At 64.4% G+C, this 20071-nt stretch carries 19 protein-coding genes and 1 tRNA gene; 12 read left to right on the top strand and 8 right to left on the bottom strand.

What is annotated here, in order from left to right; translation table 11 throughout:
- Positions 1-29 precede the first annotated feature (29 nt).
- Positions 30-773: an SOS response-associated peptidase gene (locus ADADO0_RS09360; protein ID WP_511304862.1), complete on the top strand. Its 744-nt coding sequence runs from the start codon at positions 30-32 to the stop codon at positions 771-773.
- Positions 774-1254: 481 nt separating this feature from the next.
- Here ADADO0_RS09360 and ADADO0_RS09355 read toward each other — a convergent pair.
- A tRNA-Ala gene (locus ADADO0_RS09355) sits at positions 1255-1330 on the bottom strand.
- Positions 1331-1443: 113 nt separating this feature from the next.
- Positions 1444-1863, bottom strand: coding sequence for a TIGR02300 family protein (locus ADADO0_RS09350; protein ID WP_511304861.1), 420 nt, complete (start codon positions 1861-1863; stop codon positions 1444-1446).
- A gap of 158 nt (positions 1864-2021) precedes the next feature.
- Between ADADO0_RS09350 and aroA the strand changes: the two genes are divergently transcribed.
- The 7 genes from aroA to ADADO0_RS09315 all read left to right on the top strand — a co-directional run bounded on the left by aroA (position 2022) and on the right by ADADO0_RS09315 (position 8999).
- A complete protein-coding gene (gene aroA, locus ADADO0_RS09345) occupies positions 2022-3395 on the top strand; it encodes a 3-phosphoshikimate 1-carboxyvinyltransferase (RefSeq protein WP_511304860.1) in 1374 nt (457 codons plus the stop codon).
- Positions 3392-4030 (top strand): (d)CMP kinase, encoded by a 639-nt coding sequence (gene cmk / locus ADADO0_RS09340; RefSeq protein ID WP_511304859.1) that lies wholly within the window; start codon positions 3392-3394, stop codon positions 4028-4030. The genes aroA and cmk overlap by 4 nt, the downstream gene beginning before the upstream one ends.
- A gap of 154 nt (positions 4031-4184) precedes the next feature.
- Positions 4185-4421, top strand: a complete 237-nt coding sequence (rpsU, locus tag ADADO0_RS09335; RefSeq protein ID WP_511305081.1) for a 30S ribosomal protein S21 — start codon at positions 4185-4187, stop codon at positions 4419-4421.
- Positions 4422-4733: 312 nt separating this feature from the next.
- Positions 4734-6206, top strand: coding sequence for a glucose-6-phosphate dehydrogenase (gene zwf / locus ADADO0_RS09330; protein WP_511304858.1), 1473 nt, complete (start codon positions 4734-4736; stop codon positions 6204-6206).
- Between the two features lie 65 nt (positions 6207-6271).
- Complete coding sequence (pgl, locus tag ADADO0_RS09325) at positions 6272-6982, top strand: 6-phosphogluconolactonase (protein WP_511304857.1); 711 nt, start codon at positions 6272-6274, stop codon at positions 6980-6982.
- A gap of 11 nt (positions 6983-6993) precedes the next feature.
- Positions 6994-8637: a glucose-6-phosphate isomerase gene (gene pgi, locus ADADO0_RS09320; protein WP_511304856.1), complete on the top strand. Its 1644-nt coding sequence runs from the start codon at positions 6994-6996 to the stop codon at positions 8635-8637.
- Between the two features lie 128 nt (positions 8638-8765).
- Entirely contained in the window at positions 8766-8999 is a 234-nt protein-coding gene (locus ADADO0_RS09315) for a hypothetical protein (RefSeq protein ID WP_511304855.1), read from the top strand.
- 75 nt (positions 9000-9074) lie between these two features.
- Here the strand turns inward: ADADO0_RS09315 and oxlT (ADADO0_RS09310) are convergent, their stop codons facing one another.
- From oxlT (ADADO0_RS09310) to ADADO0_RS09295, 4 genes are all read right to left on the bottom strand, one after another.
- Positions 9075-10385 (bottom strand): oxalate/formate MFS antiporter, encoded by a 1311-nt coding sequence (oxlT, locus tag ADADO0_RS09310; protein WP_511304854.1) that lies wholly within the window; start codon positions 10383-10385, stop codon positions 9075-9077.
- Between the two features lie 437 nt (positions 10386-10822).
- The gene (oxlT, locus tag ADADO0_RS09305) at positions 10823-12127 is read right to left on the bottom strand and encodes an oxalate/formate MFS antiporter (protein WP_511304853.1); all 1305 of its coding nucleotides are present in this window, start codon (positions 12125-12127) and stop codon (positions 10823-10825) included.
- 98 nt (positions 12128-12225) lie between these two features.
- Positions 12226-13455, bottom strand: coding sequence for a formyl-CoA transferase (gene frc / locus ADADO0_RS09300; protein WP_511304852.1), 1230 nt, complete (start codon positions 13453-13455; stop codon positions 12226-12228).
- Between the two features lie 171 nt (positions 13456-13626).
- Positions 13627-14094, bottom strand: a complete 468-nt coding sequence (locus tag ADADO0_RS09295; RefSeq protein ID WP_511305080.1) for a CBS domain-containing protein — start codon at positions 14092-14094, stop codon at positions 13627-13629.
- 249 nt (positions 14095-14343) lie between these two features.
- Between ADADO0_RS09295 and ADADO0_RS09290 the strand changes: the two genes are divergently transcribed.
- Positions 14344-15033: a GntR family transcriptional regulator gene (locus ADADO0_RS09290; RefSeq protein WP_511304851.1), complete on the top strand. Its 690-nt coding sequence runs from the start codon at positions 14344-14346 to the stop codon at positions 15031-15033.
- A gap of 128 nt (positions 15034-15161) precedes the next feature.
- Positions 15162-15812, top strand: a complete 651-nt coding sequence (locus ADADO0_RS09285) for a DUF2306 domain-containing protein (protein ID WP_511304850.1) — start codon at positions 15162-15164, stop codon at positions 15810-15812.
- On the opposite strand, the gene ADADO0_RS09280 is transcribed toward ADADO0_RS09285, so the two are convergent.
- Together ADADO0_RS09280 and carA are read right to left on the bottom strand one after the other, a co-directional pair.
- Positions 15793-16086 carry a YciI family protein gene (locus ADADO0_RS09280; RefSeq protein WP_511304849.1) on the bottom strand — a complete coding sequence of 98 codons (294 nt, stop codon included), beginning with the start codon at positions 16084-16086 and terminating at the stop codon, positions 15793-15795. The genes ADADO0_RS09285 and ADADO0_RS09280 overlap by 20 nt on opposite strands.
- An 88-nt stretch (positions 16087-16174) precedes the next feature.
- Complete coding sequence (gene carA, locus ADADO0_RS09275; RefSeq protein WP_511304848.1) at positions 16175-17380, bottom strand: glutamine-hydrolyzing carbamoyl-phosphate synthase small subunit; 1206 nt, start codon at positions 17378-17380, stop codon at positions 16175-16177.
- 181 nt (positions 17381-17561) lie between these two features.
- On the opposite strand from carA, the gene ADADO0_RS09270 reads away from it, so the two are divergent.
- Complete coding sequence (locus ADADO0_RS09270; RefSeq protein WP_511304847.1) at positions 17562-18020, top strand: GatB/YqeY domain-containing protein; 459 nt, start codon at positions 17562-17564, stop codon at positions 18018-18020.
- 114 nt (positions 18021-18134) lie between these two features.
- Positions 18135-20036, top strand: a complete 1902-nt coding sequence (gene dnaG, locus ADADO0_RS09265) for a DNA primase (RefSeq protein ID WP_511304846.1) — start codon at positions 18135-18137, stop codon at positions 20034-20036.
- Positions 20037-20071: the final 35 nt, after the last annotated feature.

Here is a 20071-nt window from a genome sequence, read left to right as displayed (position 1 = left end):
CCGCTACTGATCGACGCGGAGCCCCGGCCATGTGCAATCTCTATGACGTGACGACCACGCGCGAGGCGATGCGGGCACTGCGACGCTACATCCACGACATGACCAACGGCGCGCCGTGGCCGCCGCAGATGTACCCGGACTATGCCGGGCTGATCATCCGCAAGGGCGCGGACGGCGAGGAGGAGTTGGCGTTCGCGAGGTGGGGGATGCCGTCGAGCCGCAAGGCGATTCTGGACGCCGCCACGAAGCGGGCGGACAAGCTGCGCGCCAAGGGCAAGGATGTGGATTTTGACGCAGTGCTCAAGATGGAGCCAGACGGTGGGACCACCAACGTACGCAACACCAGCAGCTCACATTGGCGCCCATGGCTTGGACCTGCGAACCGCTGCCTTGTCCCGCTGACGGCCTTCGCCGAGCCCGGCAAGGACGCGGAGGGCAAATTCCAGAATGTCTGGTTCGCCGCCGAGCAGCCGCTCGTGTTCTTCGCCGGCATCCAAATGCTCGGGTGGTCCGGGGTGCGTAAGGCGAAGGAAGGGTGGGTGACATCCGACCTCTATGCCTTCCTCACGACAGATCCGAACGCTGAGGTCGGCGAGATCCACCCGAAGGCGATGCCGGTAATCCTCACTACCGCCGAAGAACTCGATGTCTGGATGCGGGCTCCCTGGTCCGAAGCCCAGGCCCTACAGCGTCCGCTGCCAGACGGTTCGTTGCAGGTCGTGGCGCGCGGGCCAGCGCCGGGAGCGGAGCCGAAGCAACTCGCGCTGCTGTAGCCTCCGGGGCGGCGGCCACCATGCCGCAGGCTACCCCAGGCCGAATCACCTTCGTGTCGTGGCCGCAGCACCAAACAGACCCCAGCCAATCGCCGGAGTCAGCGACAGGTGATTCGTTCTCCCTGCCATTGAGGTCGCGTGCCCGGCTCCAAACCGGGCATCTCGGGAGGGGTGCTCAAATAGTGCTGGTGGAGGCCGCTAACCGTTGCGGCGGACGGATTGAGGTGCGGTGCCCTGCAAGCATGCATCGTCGGGGGGATTTCACCTAGGGAATCAGCCTCGACGCGTTGACCTGAAAGGATTTGGCGACTGCGATTCCACTGGAGGCAATCGGCGCCTTAGGCCAGCACCCAGATTTCCCCCGGCGCGCCGAAGCCGGAGCAGGAAATTCAAGCGACGCTGGCTGTTGGGGTAAATGTTGGGGTGAGCACCCAAACCGCAGCGAATTGTTCAGCAACTTCAACTGCTAAGGGAATATTTTTGGTGGAGCCAGGCGGAATCGAACCGCCGACCTCTTGAATGCCATTCAAGCGCTCTCCCAACTGAGCTATGGCCCCACCGGGCCGCGGGATGAGTGCTCTTTCGAGCACTTCGGGAAGTCCCGCGGCAGTGTGCTTGGGGGAATGTCCCCCGAGCGAGAGCGGCCTTTAAGCACAAGCCGCTGAAGTCATCAAGTCTCTTCGTCGTCCTCGATGCCATCACCGATCAAATCGATGACGTCATCCCCTTCATCCTCGTCTTCTTCGAGGAATGTGTCCTCTTCGTCGTCGACGATGTCCTCATCGACGTCGATGTCGTCGTCGACGGGCACCGACTTCGTGGTGGTGGTTTCCTCGTCGGCTTCCTCGAGGCTGATGACCTCGACGTCGGCGACGTCATCCCCATCCGCCTCGTCGACGACGGCCGCAGCCGCAGCGACGGGAACCGGACGTGGTTCACCCCGCGAGCTGCTGCGAACCGCAGGCTCGAAATAGGAACGCGGATAGGTCTCTCCCGTATAGGGCGAGACCACCGGGTCCTTGTTGAGATCGTAGAATTTACGGCCCGTCACGGGACAGATCCGCTTGGTGCCGAGTTCAGGCTTCGCCACTGCAAGACCCTTCGGTGGGCTTAAAAAGGAGGGTGCTCATTGACGAATGCCTATGGCGCTGTCAAGGCACAATCCGCCGACACGCCTTGGTGCATAGCACGCCCTCGTGATAGAGGCGGCGCGCAAACCCCTTTGCCCCGACCCTTTTGAAGGCTGCCATGTCCAGCACATTCCTGCCGACATCGTCTGCCAGCGCCCACGGCACGGGAGATCCCGTGCCCGCACGCGGCTACCCCTCCCCCGCCCTGGCGGGCCGCGTGCGTGTGCCCGGCGACAAGTCCGTTTCCCACCGCGCCCTGATTCTCGGTGCGCTTTCACGCGGCGAGACCCATGTGCGCGGGCTGCTGGAGGGCGAGGACGTGCTCAACACAGCGAAGGCGTGCGCGCAGCTCGGCGCACAGGTCGAGCGGCTGGGCGAGGGCGAATGGCGCGTCACGGGCGTTGGGGTCGGTGGCTTCCGGGCGCCTGAGGCCCCTCTGGATTTCGGCAATTCCGGCACCGGCGTGCGACTGATGATGGGTGCGGTCGCCGGCAATCCCATCGCCGCCACGTTCGATGGCGACGCCAGCCTGCGCAAACGCCCCATGGGGCGCGTGGTCGACCCGCTGGCCGCAATGGGCGTCGAATTGATCTCCGCCGCTGAGGGCGGCCGACTGCCTTTGCGCATGCGCGGCCTCGCCGACCTTGCCGCCTTCACATATGAGACCCCCGTCCCCTCGGCGCAGGTGAAATCCGCCGTGCTGCTGGCCGGTCTTGCCGCAGCCGGAGAAACCGTGGTCAGCGAGCGCGAGGCAACCCGCGACCACACCGAGCGCATGCTGCTGCATTTCGGCGCGGACGTGACAGTCGAGCCGTTTGGAGAGCACGGCCGCCGCATCACGCTCGCCGGCCGCCCCTCGCTTCTCGGGGCGCCGGTGGTGGTGCCCTCCGACCCCTCCTCCGCCGCTTTTCCGTTGGTGGCGGCGGTGATTGTGCCCGGCTCCGACATCATCATCACCGACGTGATGATGAACCCGCTGCGCACCGGCCTCATCACCACGCTGAAGGAAATGGGCGCGCAGATCGAGACCGTTGCGGAGCGCACCGAAGGCGGCGAGGCCGTGGCGGACCTGCGTGTGCGGCATTCCAAGCTGCATGGCGTCGAGGTTCCGGCGGAACGCGCGCCGTCCATGATCGACGAATATCCCATCCTCGCCGTCGCCGCAGCATTCGCCCAAGGCCGCACGATCATGCGCGGCCTTGCCGAACTGCGGGTGAAGGAAAGCGACCGCCTCGCCGCCGTGGCCGACGGGCTCGCGGTCTGCGGCATCGTCCACGAGGTGGTTGGCGATGACCTGATCGTCGAGGGCGGCTTCGTCGTTCCCGGCGGAGGGCCGGTCGCCACCCATATGGATCACCGCATCGCCATGGCCTTCCTGGTGCTGGGATTTGCCACGAGGGACGGGGTTGCCATCGACGACACCACCTTCATCGCCACCTCGTTTCCCACCTTCATGCCGATGATGCGCGGGCTCGGCGCCGTGATCGCGTGAACCGTCCTCTCGTTATCGCCATCGACGGGCCGGCAGCGTCGGGCAAGGGAACGCTGGCCCGGCGGATCGCACAGACCTTCGGCCTGGCGCATCTCGACACCGGCCTGCTCTATCGCGGCGTCGGCGCCCGCTGCCTCGCCGAGGGAAATCTCGCGGATGAGGCCGCAAGCGCGGCAGCGGCGCGCGCGCTGGATATTTCCACGCTGGACCCGGATGACTTGCGCAGCGCCGAAATCGGCGAGGCGGCCTCCGTGGTGGCGGCCCGGCCTGCTGTGCGCGCGGCGCTGTTCGAGCTTCAGCAGCGATTCGCTGACCAGCCGGGAGGCGCGGTGCTGGACGGGCGGGACATCGGCACCGTCATCTGCCCCTATGCGCGGGTCAAACTTTTCGTGACCGCAACGCCCGAGGTTCGGGCCGAGCGGCGCTATCGCGAACTGCTCGCGCGCGGGGCGCAGACCACGTTCGAGGACGTGTTGGCCGATATCCGCGTACGTGACGCGCGGGATTCAGGCCGCGCGTCGGCGCCCCTCGTCATGGCCGAGGATGCCACGTTGCTGGATACCACCACGCTGGGGATCGAGCAGGCGTTCGCGGCGGCCATGGCGGTGGTGCGGGGGAAGATCGGCCAGGGCTGAGTCCGGCACATCGTGTGGACAAGCCAAAATGGGTCTGATAAGAGAACGCTCCGCTCGGCAGAGTCGCCTGTCTGGTGCGCAAGCATCGGCCGTCTACCGAGCAATCAAACTCAAGTGCGACTGCGATCGGCGCAACAGCTCGAAGAGGCAACACGTGCAAGTTCTCGTCCGCGATAATAATGTTGATCAGGCCCTGAAGGCGCTCAAGAAGAAGATGCAGCGCGAGGGGATCTTCCGCGAGATGAAGCTGCGTGGTCATTACGAGAAGCCGTCCGAAAAGCGCGCTCGCGAAGAAGCGGAAGCTGTTCGCCGGGCTCGTAAGCTGGCCCGCAAGCGCGCTCAGCGCGAAGGCCTCATCCCTTCAAAGCCGCGTCCGACCCCGACCCGCTGAACCTTCTGCAGCCCCGTTTTGCGGGTGCTGATGGGTTTCACGCTTCGACGCGCTTAAAATCTAAAAATCCGCGCAGCCCCTGGCCGCGCGGATTTTTTGCGTTGGCAAGTCGCGTACGCAGAGGCAACCAAAGCACGTATTGTGCGTTGCACCTAAGAGGCGCAGCCTCAAGCGCCTCCATGTGCTGTTCAGTCGATGGCATGAAATCGTAAGCGCTTTCATGTAATTGAACCTGGAGCTGTGCGGAATGGGCGTCAGGCGGCGTCTTGGTTCAGCGTGGCGACACGGATGTCGCGTTTTCGGAGGGCAGGCATGGTCGCTCGTGTCATTTCGGTCGAACCGTTCGATATCGTCGTGTTCGGCGCGACAGGCGACCTAGCCAAGCGCAAGCTGCTGCCTGCGCTGTACGAGCGGGAACTGGCGGGACAGGTGCCGGGCGATGCGCGCATCATTGGCGCCTCCCGCCGCCCCATGGAGCGTGAGGCCTTCCGCGCCTTCGCCCGCGAATCCGTGGAGGAGAGCGGCGGCCCGGTGGAAGCTGAGGCGCTGGAGCGTTTCCTCAACCAGATCGACTATATCGCCGTGGACGCCGTCACCGACGCGGGCTGGGCGGCGCTGCGAGACTATCTCTCCACTGGGGAAGATCGCATCCGGGTGTTCTACCTCGCCGTGGGGCCGGACCTGTTCGACGACATCTGCGCGCGCATTGGCTCCCATGGCCTCGTCACCGCCAAGACGCGGGTGGTGGTGGAAAAGCCGGTGGGCAAGAATCTCGCCTCAGCCCGCGCGGTGAATGCGGCTGTCGGCAAGGTCTTCCCCGAAGAAGCCGTGTTCCGCATCGACCACTACCTCGGCAAGGAGACGGTGCAGAACCTGATGGCGCTGCGATTCGCCAACGCGCTGTTCGAGCCGGTGTGGAATCACGCGCACATCGATCATGTGCAGATCACCGTCGCCGAAAGCCTCGGTGTCGCCGGCCGGGCGGGCTATTACAACACCGCCGGCGCGTTGCGCGACATGGTGCAGAACCATATGCTCCAGCTCCTGTGCCTCGTCGCCATGGAGCCGCCCGTCAATATGGGCGCTGACGCGGTGCGCGATGAGAAGCTGAAGGTGCTCAAGGCGCTGGAGCCCATCGACGAGAGCAACGCCCAAAGCCTCACCGTGCGCGGCCAGTATCGAGCCGGCGCCTCGGCGGGAGGTGCCGTCCCTGGATATCTCGAGGAATTGGGCGGGGACGAAGCGAGCCAAACCGAGACCTTCGTCGCGATCAAGGCTGAGATCGGCAACTGGCGCTGGGCCGGCGTTCCGTTCTACCTGCGCACCGGAAAACGGCTGGCGAACCGGGTCTCGGAAATCGTCATCGCCTTCCGCCCGATCCCCCATTCGGTCTTCGACGGCAACGCCGGGCCGATCATGGCCAACCGGCTGGTGATCCGCCTTCAGCCCGACGAGGGCGTGAAGCTGTGGCTGATGATCAAGGACCCTGGCCCCGGCGGCATGCGGCTCCAGCATGTTCCACTCGACATGAGCTTTGCCGAGGCTTTCGGCGTGCGCAACGTCGACGCCTACGAGCGGCTCATCATGGATGTTGTGCGGGGCAACCAGACCCTGTTCATGCGGCGCGACGAAGTGGAAGCGGCGTGGCGCTGGGTCGATCCGATTCTCGACGCCTGGCGCGCCTCGCGTGAGACACCCAAGCCCTACACCGCCGGCACCTGGGGGCCATCCGCCGCCATCGCGCTGATTGAGCGGGACGGGCGCACCTGGGTGGACGACGTGTAGGATGTAGGTGCACGCCCTCTCCCCCAGGAGAGACAATCGCCACCGACCGCAAGGCGAAAGTCCGCATGACACTGTCCTCGCCCATCGCCCTGAACACCTATCCCGATCCCGAAGCCCTCGCCCGGGCGTTGGCCGCCCATGTGGCGGAGGCGGTGCGCGCGCGGATTGCGCGGGACGGGAAAGCCGCGCTGGCGGTTTCGGGCGGGCGGACGCCGACGCGTTTCTTCCAGGCCCTGTCCGGCGCACCCCTCGACTGGGCGAAGGTTACGGTCACGCTGGTGGACGAGCGCTGGGTGCCCGAGACCTCGGATCGCTCGAACGCGGCCCTGGTCCGGCGCACTCTGATGGTCGGACCTGCGGCGGCGGCGACCTTCCTGCCGCTCTATACCGGCGACGGCTCGCCAGAAAAGGGATTGCCCGCCCTGGAGGCCAAGGGGCGCACGCTCCCCCTGCCCTTCGCCGCTGTCGTGCTCGGCATGGGCGATGACGGGCACACGGCCTCGTTTTTCCCTCATGGCGAGGGACTTGAGCAGGCCATCGACCCGCAGGCGGGCCCTCTGCTGTGCGCGGTGCGTGCTCCGGCAGCGGGGGAGCCGCGCGTGACCTTCACGCTGCCAACCCTTCTTGGAGCGGACACGTTGTTCCTCCATGTGGAGGGAGAGGGAAAACGGCATGTGCTGGAACAGGCCCGCGCTGCAGGGCCGGTCGAGGACATGCCGATCCGTGCGGTTCTGCGCCAATGCGCGAGGCCGCTCGATATTTTGTGGTGCCCCTGATGGAGACGGCCATGACCAGCGACCGCGTGCAGCTTCCCGGCATCTGGCAGGCGCTGGAGACGGCGCACGCGGCAAGTACTGAGACCCGACTGACCGACCTTTTTGCCGATAAGGACCGCTTCGCCCGCTTTTCCGCCCGCTTCGGCGATCTGCTGCTGGATTTCTCCAAGACCGCGCTGACGCCGCAGACCCTGCAACTGCTGCTCGACCTCGCGCGGGCGGCCGGCGTCGAGGCCCGGCGCGATGCCATGTTCTCCGGCGCGCGCATCAATTCGACCGAGAATCGCGCCGTGCTCCATGTGGCGCTGCGCGACACCTCCCCCGCCCCGCTCGCGATCGATGGCGCGGATATCAAGGTGGATGTCCGGGAGACCTTGGATCGGCTCGGCGCGTTCGCACAGGCGGTCCGTTCCGGCGCCATCGCGGGACATCGCGGCCATGCCTTCACCGACGTGGTGAACATCGGCATCGGCGGTTCGGACCTCGGCCCGGCCATGGCGACCCTCGCCCTAGCGCCCTATCACGATGGGCCGCGCACGCATTTCGTCTCGAACGTGGACGGCGCCCATCTCACCGATGTGCTGAAGCCGCTCAATCCCGCCTCCACTCTGTTCATCATCGCCTCCAAGACCTTCACCACGGTCGAGACCATGACCAACGCCCGCTCAGCCCGCGCCTGGATCGCGCAGGCATTGGGCGAAGACGCCGTGGGCGACCATTTCTGTGCGGTCTCGACCGCCCTCAAGGAGGTCGCCGCGTTCGGCATTTCCGCCGACCGCACGTTCGGTTTCTGGGACTGGGTGGGCGGGCGCTATTCGCTCTGGTCGGCCATCGGCCTGCCGGTGCAGATTGCCATCGGCCCGGATGCCTTCGCCGATTTCCTTGCCGGCGGCGCCGCCATGGACGGTCACTTCCGTACGGCGGACCTCGCCGCGAACCTACCGGTGCTTCTCGCGCTTGTGGGCGTCTGGCATCGCAATGTCTGTGACTACCCCAGCCGCGCGGTCATTCCCTATGACCAGCGCCTTGCGCGCTTTCCCGCCTACCTGCAACAGCTCGACATGGAGAGCAACGGCAAGAGCGTGACGTTGGACGGCGGCAAGCCCGCGACCGCGACCGGCCCCATCGTGTGGGGGGAGCCGGGCACCAACGCCCAGCACGCCTTTTTCCAACTGCTCCACCAGGGCACGGACGTGGTGCCGGTGGAATTCCTGATCGCCGCCGAGGGCCACGAGCCGCATCTCAAGCACCACCACGACCTGCTGGTGGCCAATTGTCTGGCACAATCCGAAGCCCTGATGCGAGGGCGCTCGCTGGAGGAGGCGGAGCAGCAGTTGCGCGCCAAGGGCCTCGACGCGCTGGCTGTTGCGGCCCTCGCGCCGCACAAGGTTTTTCCCGGCAATCGGCCGTCCGTCACCCTCGCCTATCCCCGCCTCGATCCCTTCATGCTGGGCGCCCTGATCGCGCTTTATGAGCACCGGGTGTTCGTGGAGGCCGCGATTTGGGGCATCAATGCCTTCGACCAGTGGGGCGTCGAGCTTGGCAAGGAAATGGCGACCGACCTGCTGCCCGCCGCCCAGGGCGGGCCGGTGCCGCCGGCCGCGTCTGGCTCCACGGCGGGCCTGCTCTCGCACTTGCGAAAGACTCTAGTCTAGCGTTGTTGCTATGCAGCATTGCAAGGCGCTTATGCGTATTTTGTATACCACAGGGCGTGCAAGATAGGTCAATATGGCATCCATAATTCAGGGTCGCTGAGACGCGGCCTGTGAAACCGGAGAGCCCCATGACCTTTCTCGATCTCGCCGCCCTTGCGGTTGCCGGTCTCGCGGCCAGCGCAGTCGTGGCGCAATTCGCCAGCCCGAAAGCCTTCATGGCCACCGCTGGCGTTCCCGGAATTCCGCTCGAAGTGGCCTTCGAGGACGACATGAACGTGCGCACAGCCGGAACGCGCTTCGGCGGAAACACGGGCGCGGATGAAAAGTCACCCAGTTGGGCGTCCTTCCCTCGCGCGTTCTGAACAAAAAGGGCCCTCCCGGCTTTCACCGGGAAGGCCCTGCGAGGTTGCCGCGCGCGTCTGCGCGAGGCGGGAGGTTCAGTGCGTGGCTTTGGCGGCCCGGGCTGACACGGTGTCGTCCGCCGCCTTGGCTTCCGCGATGAAGCGGGCGCGCATGGGTTTCAAGACGAACAGGGCCATCAGCGCCGCGATGGCGTTCACCGCCGCCGTGATGGTGAAGACCAGATCCCAATTGCCATATTGCACCACCATCACACTCGCCAACGGCACGACCAGCGAGGCCGTTCCCTTGGCTGTGTAGAGGAAGCCGGCATTGGTGGTCGCGAAGGTCGATCCGAACGTGTCGCCGCACGTCGCGGGGAACAGCGAGTAGATTTCACCCCAGGCGAAGAACACCAGGCCGGTCAGCAGCACGAACAGCACCGGGTTGGTGCCGAAGTGGGCGAGCGCCAGGATGCCCACCGCCTCAAGTGAGAACGCGATGAACATGGTGTTCTCGCGGCCGATATTGTCCGACACCCAGCCGAAGAACGGCCGGCAGACGCCATTCAGCACCCGGTCGATTGAGAGAGCAAAGGTGAGCGCCGGCATGGTGAGGCCCATCAGGCTCACCGGCACGCCGGCGATCTTGAAGTCCTTGGCAATGGAGCCAAGCTGCGCCGTCGCCATCAGGCCGCCGCCGGCCACCAGCACGAACATCACATACATGACCCAGAACACCGGCGACTTCAGCATTGCGGTCGGCTTGTAGTCGCGGCGGGTCTGCGCCACCTGCTTGCTCTGCGAACGCGGCAACTGGCCGGGCTTGGGGACCTGGAGGAACAGCGACATCACCAGCACGACGCCGCCCTGGATGAGGCCGAAGAACAGAAAGGTCTGCTGATAACCGGAGGTGGCGATCATTGCCGCGATCGGCACGATGGTGAGCGCCGATCCGGCGCCGAAGCCGGCGGCCGTGATGCCGGCGGCAAGGCCGCGGCGATCGGGAAACCACTTCAGCGCGGCACCGACGCAGGTGCCATAGACCGCCCCCGCGCCGATACCGCCGATGGCGGCCGCGATGTAGAGCGTGGTCAGGGTGTCCGCGACCGAGTTCAACGCCCAGGACACGGCGCACAGGATGCCGCCGATGAAGACGACGATGCGCGGACCGAACTTGTCCACGAACCAGCCCTCGACCGGAACCAGCCAGGTCTCGAACAAGACGAAAATCGTGAACGCCACCTGGATGGAGGCGCGCCCCCACTGGTGCTTGTCGTTCATCGGCTCGACGAAGAGTGTCCAGCCATATTGGAGATTGGCGATCATCGACATGCAGATCACGCCAATGACCAACTGCATCCAGCGGCCGCCCACGGGGCCGCTGCGCACGGTTTCAACTGCCGGCATTTCCTTCCCTTCCTTCTTCGGGGTCATCGCATTCTGTGACGATGAACGGTCCCGTGACGGTCACCATTCCAAACGCTTGGGGCTTTCTGCCTCTCACCAGGGTCACGTTAAGCGAATTTGGATGACGTATACCGCATACAGAGGGTAAGTTTCGGCTATGTAACGGTTAGGCAGGGCGCTAAATCTAAGAATATGCTTTCAATTGAAGCGCTTTAGACCCAAATAATACGTAAAATATACATTATATATTCGTATAATATATTTAGATTTACGATTGGATCGCACTATATAACTGAAGTACCTGCTAAATATACTTTCCCATTCCTATCATCCTGATATCCCGCGACACCGCAGGTCTCCGCGCGAAACAAAAAAAGCCCCGGCTTTCGCCGGGGCTGTAAGGAGCCGTCCGAGGACGGCTGGAGGGGCGTTTTGAGTCAGGCGCCAACCGGCGCCGGACGCGTCGAGAGCGCGGCCGCTTCGTTGTTCAGCCGGTGATGGCGGACGAGAAGCGGACGCAAAACCAAAATTGCGGTGAAGGCGGCGATCAGATCCATGGCCGCGACAATGTAGAGAACCGTCGCCCAGCTTCCGGTCGTCTCCATAATGATATTCGCAACCGGAACCAGCAGAGCCGCGACACCCTTGGCGCAATAAAGAACGCCGTAGATCTTGCCGACATGCGCGCTGCCGAACGTATCCGCCGCAGTGGCGGAAAACAGCGAATACACTTCGCCCCAGGCCAGGAACACGATGCCGGAGAGGATGACGAACGCCCACGGATTGTGCCCGAAAGTCCCCAGAGCGACGATGCCGATGCCCTCCATGGCGAAGGCGAAGAACATGGTCTTCTCACGGCCGATATGGTCCGACACCCAGCCGAACAGAGGACGCGAAATGCCATTCAGGATGCGGTCCAGCATCAGCGCGAACGGCAGGGCGGCCATGGCGAAGAAGTAGAGATTGACCTCGACCTTCTTGACCCCCAGATCCTCCGCGATCACCCCAAGCTGCGCCACCGCCATCAGACCGCCGGTGACGGTGCAGATGAACATGAGCAGCATGACGTAGAACACCGGCGTGCGAAGCGCCTCGCTGAGGGTGTAGTCCCGACGGCTCTGAGCCACGCTGGAGGAATAGACGATCTCACCCTTGCCCGGCGCGCGCAGGAAACCGGCGGCCAGCAGGATCACCGCGCCCTGGATCAGGCCGAACAGGAAGAAGGTTTCGGAATAGCCCGAGGTCTTCAGCATGTTGGCGATCGGCATGATGGTCAGAACCGTGCCCGAGCCGTAGCCCGCCGCGGTCAGCCCGACCGCGAGGCCGCGCTTGTCCGGGAACCACTTCAGCGCGCTGTTCACGCAGGTGGAATAGACGCAGCCGACACCGATGCCGCCGATCGCCGCGCCGATATAGAAGCCGGTCAGCGTGGTGGCATAGGAATTGACGATCCACGACAGGCCGGTGAAGATGCCACCCACGAGGACCACGGCGCGGGGGCCATACTTGTCGATGAAATAGCCCTCGATGGGCGTCAGCCAGGTCTGCACCACCACGAACACCGTGAAGGCCACCTGGATCGAGGCCCGGCTCCAGCCGTGGGCGTTCTGAATCTCGGGCACGAACAATGTCCAGGAATACTGGATGTTCGCGGCCGCGACCATGCATACGATGCCGGCAATCAATTGAAGCCAACGGTTTGCCGTCACCGTTGACGTACCACCGCGTTCAGAGGAGCCCATGTTTCCTGCCCTTTATCGAACTTCATTTTTATTATTTTAAGTTGCGGAAGCCGGCGCCCCCATTGTTGTTGTCCCTCCGGGAGCCGGCGATGTGAAAACTAGACCGCGCCGTTGGCGCGCATGCTCGCGATGTCCTCGTGCCCATAGCCGAGGAAGGCGAGCACCTCCTCGGTGTGCTCGCCCAGGAGCGGAGAACGCTCCACCGGCACGTCATTGTCCGAGAGGCGGATGGGGGACGCGACAGTCACATAGGCGCCGCGCTCGGGGTGCGGCACGTCCACCAGGAAACCGCGCTCGTACAGCGAGCGATCCTCGATGATGTCCTTGGTGGACAGCACCGGGCCGCATGGCACATCGATGGCGTACAACGCCTTCATCACCTCGAGCTTGGTGCGCCCGCGCGACCAGGTCTCAATGATGCCGAAACAGGCTTCCAGCCGCTGCGCGCGCACCTCGTGTGTGGCGAACCGCTGGTCCTCGATGAGATCGCGCCGCCCCACCAGCCGCATCAGCGGCGCCCAGCCCTGGGGCTGGATGATGACATAGCAATAATCATTCTCTCCGCCCGGCGCGCATCGCACGGCGGCACCGGGCTGTCCCCCGCCCGAGGCGTTGCCGGCGCGGGGCACATGATCGCCATCCGGCGCGCCGGGATATTCCCCGAGCGGGCCGCTGGCGAGACGCTGCTGGTCGCGCAGTTTCACCCGCAGCATGTTCACCACGCAATCCTGCATGGCCACCTCCACCCGCTGGCCCTGCCCGGTCACGGTGCGTTGATAGAGCGCCGCGAGAATGCCGGCGACGCAATGGATGCCCGTGCCGGTATCGCCGATCTGCGCACTGGAGGCGGTGGGCGGACCGGAGCGCCAGCCGGTGGTGCTCATGGCGCCGCCCATGGCCTGGGCGATGGTCTCGTAAGCCTTGGCTTCAACCCGACTTTCATCGGCGAAGCCCTTGATGGAGGCGTAGATGATGCGCGGGTTGAGGCTCTTGATGCGGCCCCAGGCGAAGCCCTGGCGGTCCAGCACCCCGGCGCCAAAATTCTCCACCAGCACATCGCTGCGCTCGATCAGGCGGGACAGGGCCTCCTGGCCCTGCGCGGACTTGATGTTGAGGGTGACGCTGCGCTTGTTGGCGTTCAGCATCGTAAAATAGAGGCTATCCACATTGGACTTGTCGCGGAGCTGCGAGCGGGTGATATCCCCGCGGCGCGGCATCTCGACCTTGATCACGTCGGCGCCCAGCCACGCAAGAAGCTGCGTCGCGGACGGTCCTGACTGCACATGCGTCATGTCGAGCACGCGCACACCATCGAGTGCCTTGCCCATCCCTAACCCCTGGAAACCTGCCCTGGCCACACCGGTCTATGCCGGCTTTTTTTGAAGGCCGCCGGAGCGGCCTTCTCTGGAATAACGTCTTTTGGATTACGTATGCCAGAATGGTAGGCATACCACCGTCTTTTTGCCTCGGCAAATACTTTGCGCCGGCTCTAAACGGGATCAGCGCAAAGCGGCGAGTGCGGCCGACATGCCGCCCGAAGGCTGGCCGGGCTGAGTCTCGGCCTCTTCCTCATGAAGATAGTGGCGCATCAGATCTGTAGCGCTGATGACCCCCACGAGACCGTGCTCCTCAAGGACCGGGAGATGGCGCACCTGATGCTCGTTCATCAACCGGAGCACCGTGCCGATACTGTCGCGCAAGGTGCAGGAAATCAGCGTCCGCTTGAGCAGATTGGCCACCGTCAGATTGGGCGTGTTGGCGCCATGGTCCACCAGCGCACGCGTGACGTCGCGCTCTGAGAACACACCGACCACGGTGTTTCCTTCGGTGCGGCACACGTCCTTCACGACGACGCTAGAGATGTTCTCGCGCTTCATGATGAGGGCGGCGGTGGCCACCGTCTCGTTCATACGCACGGTGATAATGCGGGCGTGGCGCTTCTCGCGCAGGATATCGTCGACCGAGATCATGGGGCGTCCCTTCCGTCAAAGCCCGCGGTTGAACCCGGGTCGTCTGCATTGGGAACAATGCTGGTATACGTAATACCCCATGTCAAGTACTGGATTCATTCCAGCCTTTTCCACGCGATCGGAGCTTCACAACGCCCCTTACTTGCCGAGGCGGGCGTTAGATGCCATCAAGATATGTTGTATTCTGACCCCTTCAGGGGGCGGACTGAACGGGGGGCCGCGCAGCGGCGTCAGGCAAGGGTTCAGATGTCGTATCAAGACATAAACGTGAGGCCGATCGAGACCGAATCGAGCTTCCGAATGAAGGCGTACAAGGCGCTTAAGGCAGCCATCATGGAGATGGACATCTACAGCCACGCCGAGGAAATCCGCCTGGAGGAGCGCCAGCTTTCAGAAAAACTCGGCGTGTCCCGCACGCCGATCCGCGAGGCCATGACGCTCCTCGAACAGGAGGGCTACGTGCGCTCCGTTCCCCGCCGGGGCATCTTCGTGGTGCGCAAGACCAAGCAGGAAATCCTGGAGATGATAACCGTGTGGGCTGCGCTCGAAGGCATGGCCGCGCGCCTTGCCTGCGCCGAGGCGAGCGAAGCCGAGATCAAGAAGCTGCGGGAAAACGTGCAGGCGTTCGCCAATCGCGACCCGGAGGAGTTCGTCTCGGAATATTCCGAAGCCAACCTCGCCTTCCACAAGCTCATAATCCGCATGTCGGGCTGCGATCTGATCGCCGAGACGACGGAGAGCTTGTTTCCCCACATGCGCGGCGTGCGCAAGCTGACCATCGGCCAGGACCACCGCGCGCAACGCTCGATCGTCGATCACACCCGCATCCTCGAGGCGATCGAGCAGCGCGACGCGGACCTTGCGGAGCGTTTGGTGCGCGAGCACACGCTCGGCCTCGCCAAGCATGTGGAAGACCACGGCGAGTTCCTGAACTGAGCAGCCTCGCGCTTCGGCAAGGCTTCGCGCAGCCCCTCTAAGGCTGGCGAGCAGACGGGCAATCCCGTTTCGCGCAACCCCAATGGGCGCTACCCTGGCGCTAGCATGATCCCGCCAGGGGAAATGATATGAGCATCTATTTTTCCGCGCTCGTCGTGCATGTGATCGCGGGGTCGCTGGCATTGCTGTCGGGGCCGGTGCCCATGTTTTCGCGCAAAGGCAGCCCGCTCCACCGCACGGCGGGCAAGGTCTATTTCGGCGCCATGATCGTGACCACGATTGCGGGATTTGCGCTCGCATTCATGCGCAGGGATATCCTCCTCCTGGCGATCGCGGTCTTCAGCTTCTTCCTGGTCTTCGCCGGATTCCGGGCGATCCGCGCCCTGCGTGGCCACAAGCCGGATCGGCTGGATCACCTCGCGGCCGGCGTCACGCTTGCTGTTCAGCGTGGGGCTGTTTATCTGGGACCTGCCGCTGCTTTCGGGGACGTGGAACATCCCGGGGCTGTTTTTCGGCGTCGTCGGCGGGCGGGTCGCGTTCCAGCACCTTCAAGCGCTGCGCGCACCCGAGAACGTGGACTGGCTGAACACCCATTTCTCATCCATGGGCGGGGCCTATATCGCCACTGTCACCGCAGCTTTGCTGGTGAATATCAACGTCTTGCCGAGCACGGTGGTGTTCATCGTGCCCACATTGATTGGAAGCGTGCTCATCGCCCGCGCGACGCGCAAATATGCGCGGCCGCGCCAGGCCTGATGATCACGGATTGGGGTTCTTGAAGCCCCACTTCCAGGGAACGACCTGAACGTCGCTCTCGAACAGGCCGGCCTTCGCGAACGGGTCATTCTCCAGGAAGGCCTCGGCCTCCGCCGCGCTCTCCGCCTCGACCGTGAGGATGGTGCCGACCATGCGGCTGCCGTCCTCGGTCATGATCGGGCCGCCGAAGACCACCTTGTCGGCATTGGCGTGCAGGAAGTCGAGATGTACGGGCCGCACATCGAGGCGCAATTGGCCCGCGCCCGGCTTGTCTTTCTTGAGCACGACAAACAGCATTCCGGTCTCCCTAAGGTGCCGGAGCAGTCCACGCCGCCCCGGCTTTTTTGATTTTCTTTGTCGCCGACGGCGATCTCAGGTTGCCGTCTTAAGCGGCCTTCTTCTTGGCCATCATCTCCACGAACCGGCCGAACAGATAGTGGCTGTCCTGCGGGCCTGGAGAGGCCTCCGGATGGTACTGCACCGAGAACACCGGCTTGTCGGAGAGCGCGAGACCGGCGTTTGAGCCGTCGAACAGGGAGACGTGCGTCTCCTTAGCGTTGTCCGGGAGGCTGTCGCGGTCCACGGCGAAACCGTGGTTCATGGAGGTGATTTCCACTTTGCCGGTGGTCAGGTCCTTCACCGGGTGGTTCGCCCCGTGATGCCCCTGGTGCATCTTCAGCGTGCGGCCACCGACGGCCAGGCCGATCATCTGATGGCCAAGGCAGATGCCGAAGGTGGGGATTTCCTGGGCGATCAGTTCGCGGATCACCGGCACCGCATATTCACCGGTGGCCGCCGGATCTCCGGGGCCATTGGAGAGGAACACGCCGTCCGGCTGAAGCGCCAGAATGTCCGCCGCCGGGGTGGTGGCGGGCACAACGGTCACCTTGCAGCCGGCCTCCACCAGCAGACGCAGGATGTTGCGCTTCACGCCGTAATCGATGGCGACGACGTGGAACTTGCCGCCCTCCTGGTGGCCGTAACCCTTGGACCAATGCCACGGGGTCTCGTCCCAGCCATAGCGCTGCGGAGAGGTGACGCCCGGCACGAGATCCATGCCCTCAAGGCCCGGCCACTCTTTCGCCCGCGCCTTCAGCGCTTCCACGTCGAACACACCATCCGGTGCGTGGACGATGACCGCATTGGGCATGCCTGTTTCGCGGATCAGCGCGGTCAGCGCACGGGTATCGATGCCGGAAATCCCTGCGATGCCGCGCGCCTTGAGCCATTGGTCAAGGTGGCGCGTCGCGCGCCAGCTCGAAGGGTCCGTCACCGCAGTGCGCACCACCACGCCCCGAACGCCGGATGCGGCCGCCATGGACACCGTCTCGATGTCCTCTTCGTTGGTGCCGACATTGCCGATGTGCGGGAAGGTGAAGGTGATGATCTGCCCGCTATAGGAGGGATCGGTGAGAATCTCCTCGTATCCGGTGATGGCGGTGTTGAAGCAGACCTCGCCGACCCCCTCGCCTGTGGCACCCAGACCAATCCCCTCAAGGACCGTTCCATCGGCGAGCACAAGCAGTGCAGTCGGTTTCGGCTCGGCCCAGCTTTCGGCCGGGCCAGTGGCTTGATCTTGTTCCTGGGTCATGGATCGCCTAAATAAGGGGTCACGCGCCGCTACGCCAGTGGCCCGGCGGTTGTGCCGCGATTTTCGTCACCGTGATATTCGTTCCAAGGTGGCGTTCGCACGACGCTCCGCGCTTTTCCCATATCCGACCGCCCCTCGCGTTTCGAGATGAGCGGCGATTGAGCTTTTCACGAGGACTGCCGTGCTCCGCGACGAAATCAACACTTCGCTCAAAGAAGCGATGAAGGCCGGCGACAAGATTCGCCTGTCCACCCTGCGCCTCGTCAACGCGGCCCTCAAGGACCGCGACATCGAGGCCAGAGGCAATGGCAAAGACCCGCTGGGCGACGATGATTTGCGTGCCCTTCTGGCCAAGATGGTGAAGCAGCGCGAGGAAAGCGCCCGAATCTACACCGAGAACGCGCGTCCGGAGCTTGCCGAACAGGAAAAGGCCGAGATCGCGGTGATCCAGAATTTCCTGCCCAAGCAGTTGGGCGAGGACGAGACCCGCGCCATCATCGCAGCTGTGGTTGCCGAAATCGACGCCAAGGGCATCAAGGACATGGGCCGCACTATGGCCGTGCTGAAGGAGCGCCACGCCGGCGCCATCGACTTCGGTAAGGCCTCTGCGTGGGTGAAAGAGGCGCTCACCGCGGGGTGACACGCCTGTGAACAGTGAGGACAGCGGGCACGGTGCGTAATTTCGCTGGCGCGTCGCCTCCACGCGGCGCACCTGCTATCCTTTCGTCCCGAGGCCCGTTGAGTCCATATCTGAATGCGCTTCCCCCCATCCTTTCTCGATGAGATTCGCACCCGTCTGCCGGTGTCGGATGTGGTCGGGCGGCGGGTGAAGCTGCGCAAGCAGGGGCGCGAGTTCGCAGGCCTCTCGCCGTTCAATCCCGAGAAGACCCCTTCCTTCTTCGTCAACGACCAGAAGGGCTTCTACCACTGCTTCTCCTCCGGCAAGCACGGCGACGTATTCGATTTCCTGATGGAGACCGATGGCCTGCCGTTCGGCGAGGCGGTCGAGCGACTTGCCTCCATGGCGGGCCTGCCGCTTCCCGAAGTGACGCCGGAAGCGAGCGCCCGCGAGGACCGCCGCCGGACGCTTCACGAGGTCATGGCGCTCGCCGCCACCCATTTCGAGAATGCGCTCCAATCAAGGGCTGGGGCGAAGGCGCGTGGCTATCTCTCGGATCGCAGCCTCGGCCCGACCACACAGACCCGTTTCCGCCTCGGCTACAGCCCACCTGACCGATTCGCGCTGAAGGAGGCGCTCGGCAAGCTCGGCGTCAGCGTCGCCGACATGGTGGAGACCGGCCTTCTCGTCTCCGGCGAGGATATCGCGGTTCCCTACGACAGGTTTCGCGACCGTGTGATGTTTCCCATCACCGATCTCAAGGGCCGCGTGGTGGGATTCGGCGGGCGGGCGCTGGAGAAAGAGGTCTCCGCCAAATATCTGAACTCGCCGGAAACCGTCCTCTTTCACAAGGGATCGCTGCTCTACAACGGCTTTGCCGCCCGCGCTGCCACCCACAAGGGCGCGCGCCTCGTGGTGGTGGAGGGCTATGTCGACGTCATCGCCATGGTCGAGGCCGGCTTTGAGGGCGCGGTCGCGCCGCTCGGCACCGCGCTGACCGAGGAGCAACTTCTCCTGCTCTGGCGCATGGCGGACGAGCCGATGCTGCTGTTCGACGGCGACAAGGCCGGCCGGCGCGCCGCCTTTCGCGCCATCGACATCGCCCTGCCGCATCTCAAACCCGGCAAGAGCCTGACCTTCGGCGCCCTGCCCGAGGGCCAGGACCCCGACGATTTGATCCGCCGCGCCGGCCGTGAGGCGATGGACGGTGTGCTCGGAAAGGCCGAGCCGCTCGCCGCCATGCTGTGGGCGCGCGAAACGGAGGGCACGAACCTCGACACCCCCGAGCGGCGGGCCGCTCTTGAGTCGCGGCTGGCGGAAATCGTCGCCTCGATCGTCGACGAGAGCGTGCGGCGGCATTACCGCCAGGATCTGAACGAGCGCATGCGCCGCCTGCTGTCGCCCAACCAGGGCAATGCCGGGGCATGGTCGGGCGCGCGGCGAAACCCTAAAGGCGGAAGCTGGGGAAAACCACAACCCGTGTCGCTTGCGCCACGCTCGGCAGAAATCTCCCGCACAGCGGCGGTTCGCGGCGGCGCGAACAATCTGCCGCGAAATGAAGCACTGCTGTTATTTTGCCTGCTGAACCATCCCTGGCTGATGGATGAGGAGGGGGAGGAAATTTCCACCCTCCCGTTCGCCCATTCCGATGCGGAACAGCTCTGCCGGGCGCTTTTGGAAGCCCATATGCACGGCGAGGTCACGGCGGAAACGCTGGTTTTTTCCGAGGCACTGGAGGCCATGCGCCGGCGCATCTGCGCCCTTCCGAACCCGCGCATGGACTGGCCCGCCTACCCAAATACCGGCCACGAAGACGTGAAACTCTGGTGGAGACAGCGCACGGCCTTGCATCTAAAGGCTTACGCGCTATCTAGAGAGCTGAGAGAGGCCGAGCAGCAATTGGGTGACGACCCGAGCGAGGTCAATTTTGCATGGCTGAGAGATGTGCGCGAGCGCCTTTCCGCCGTGGAGGGAACGGAGGCCCTGGTCGAGGGGTTTGGCGCGGCATCGGGCCGCGCATCGGCGCGAACAGTATGACGCGCACTCCCGGGACACGTTTTAAGGGGAACCGC

Source organism: Aquabacter sp. (assembly GCF_965279295.1).
In the GTDB taxonomy this organism is placed as follows: Bacteria; Pseudomonadota; Alphaproteobacteria; order Rhizobiales; family Xanthobacteraceae; genus Aquabacter.
This window is presented reverse-complemented; position numbering and strand designations above follow the sequence as displayed.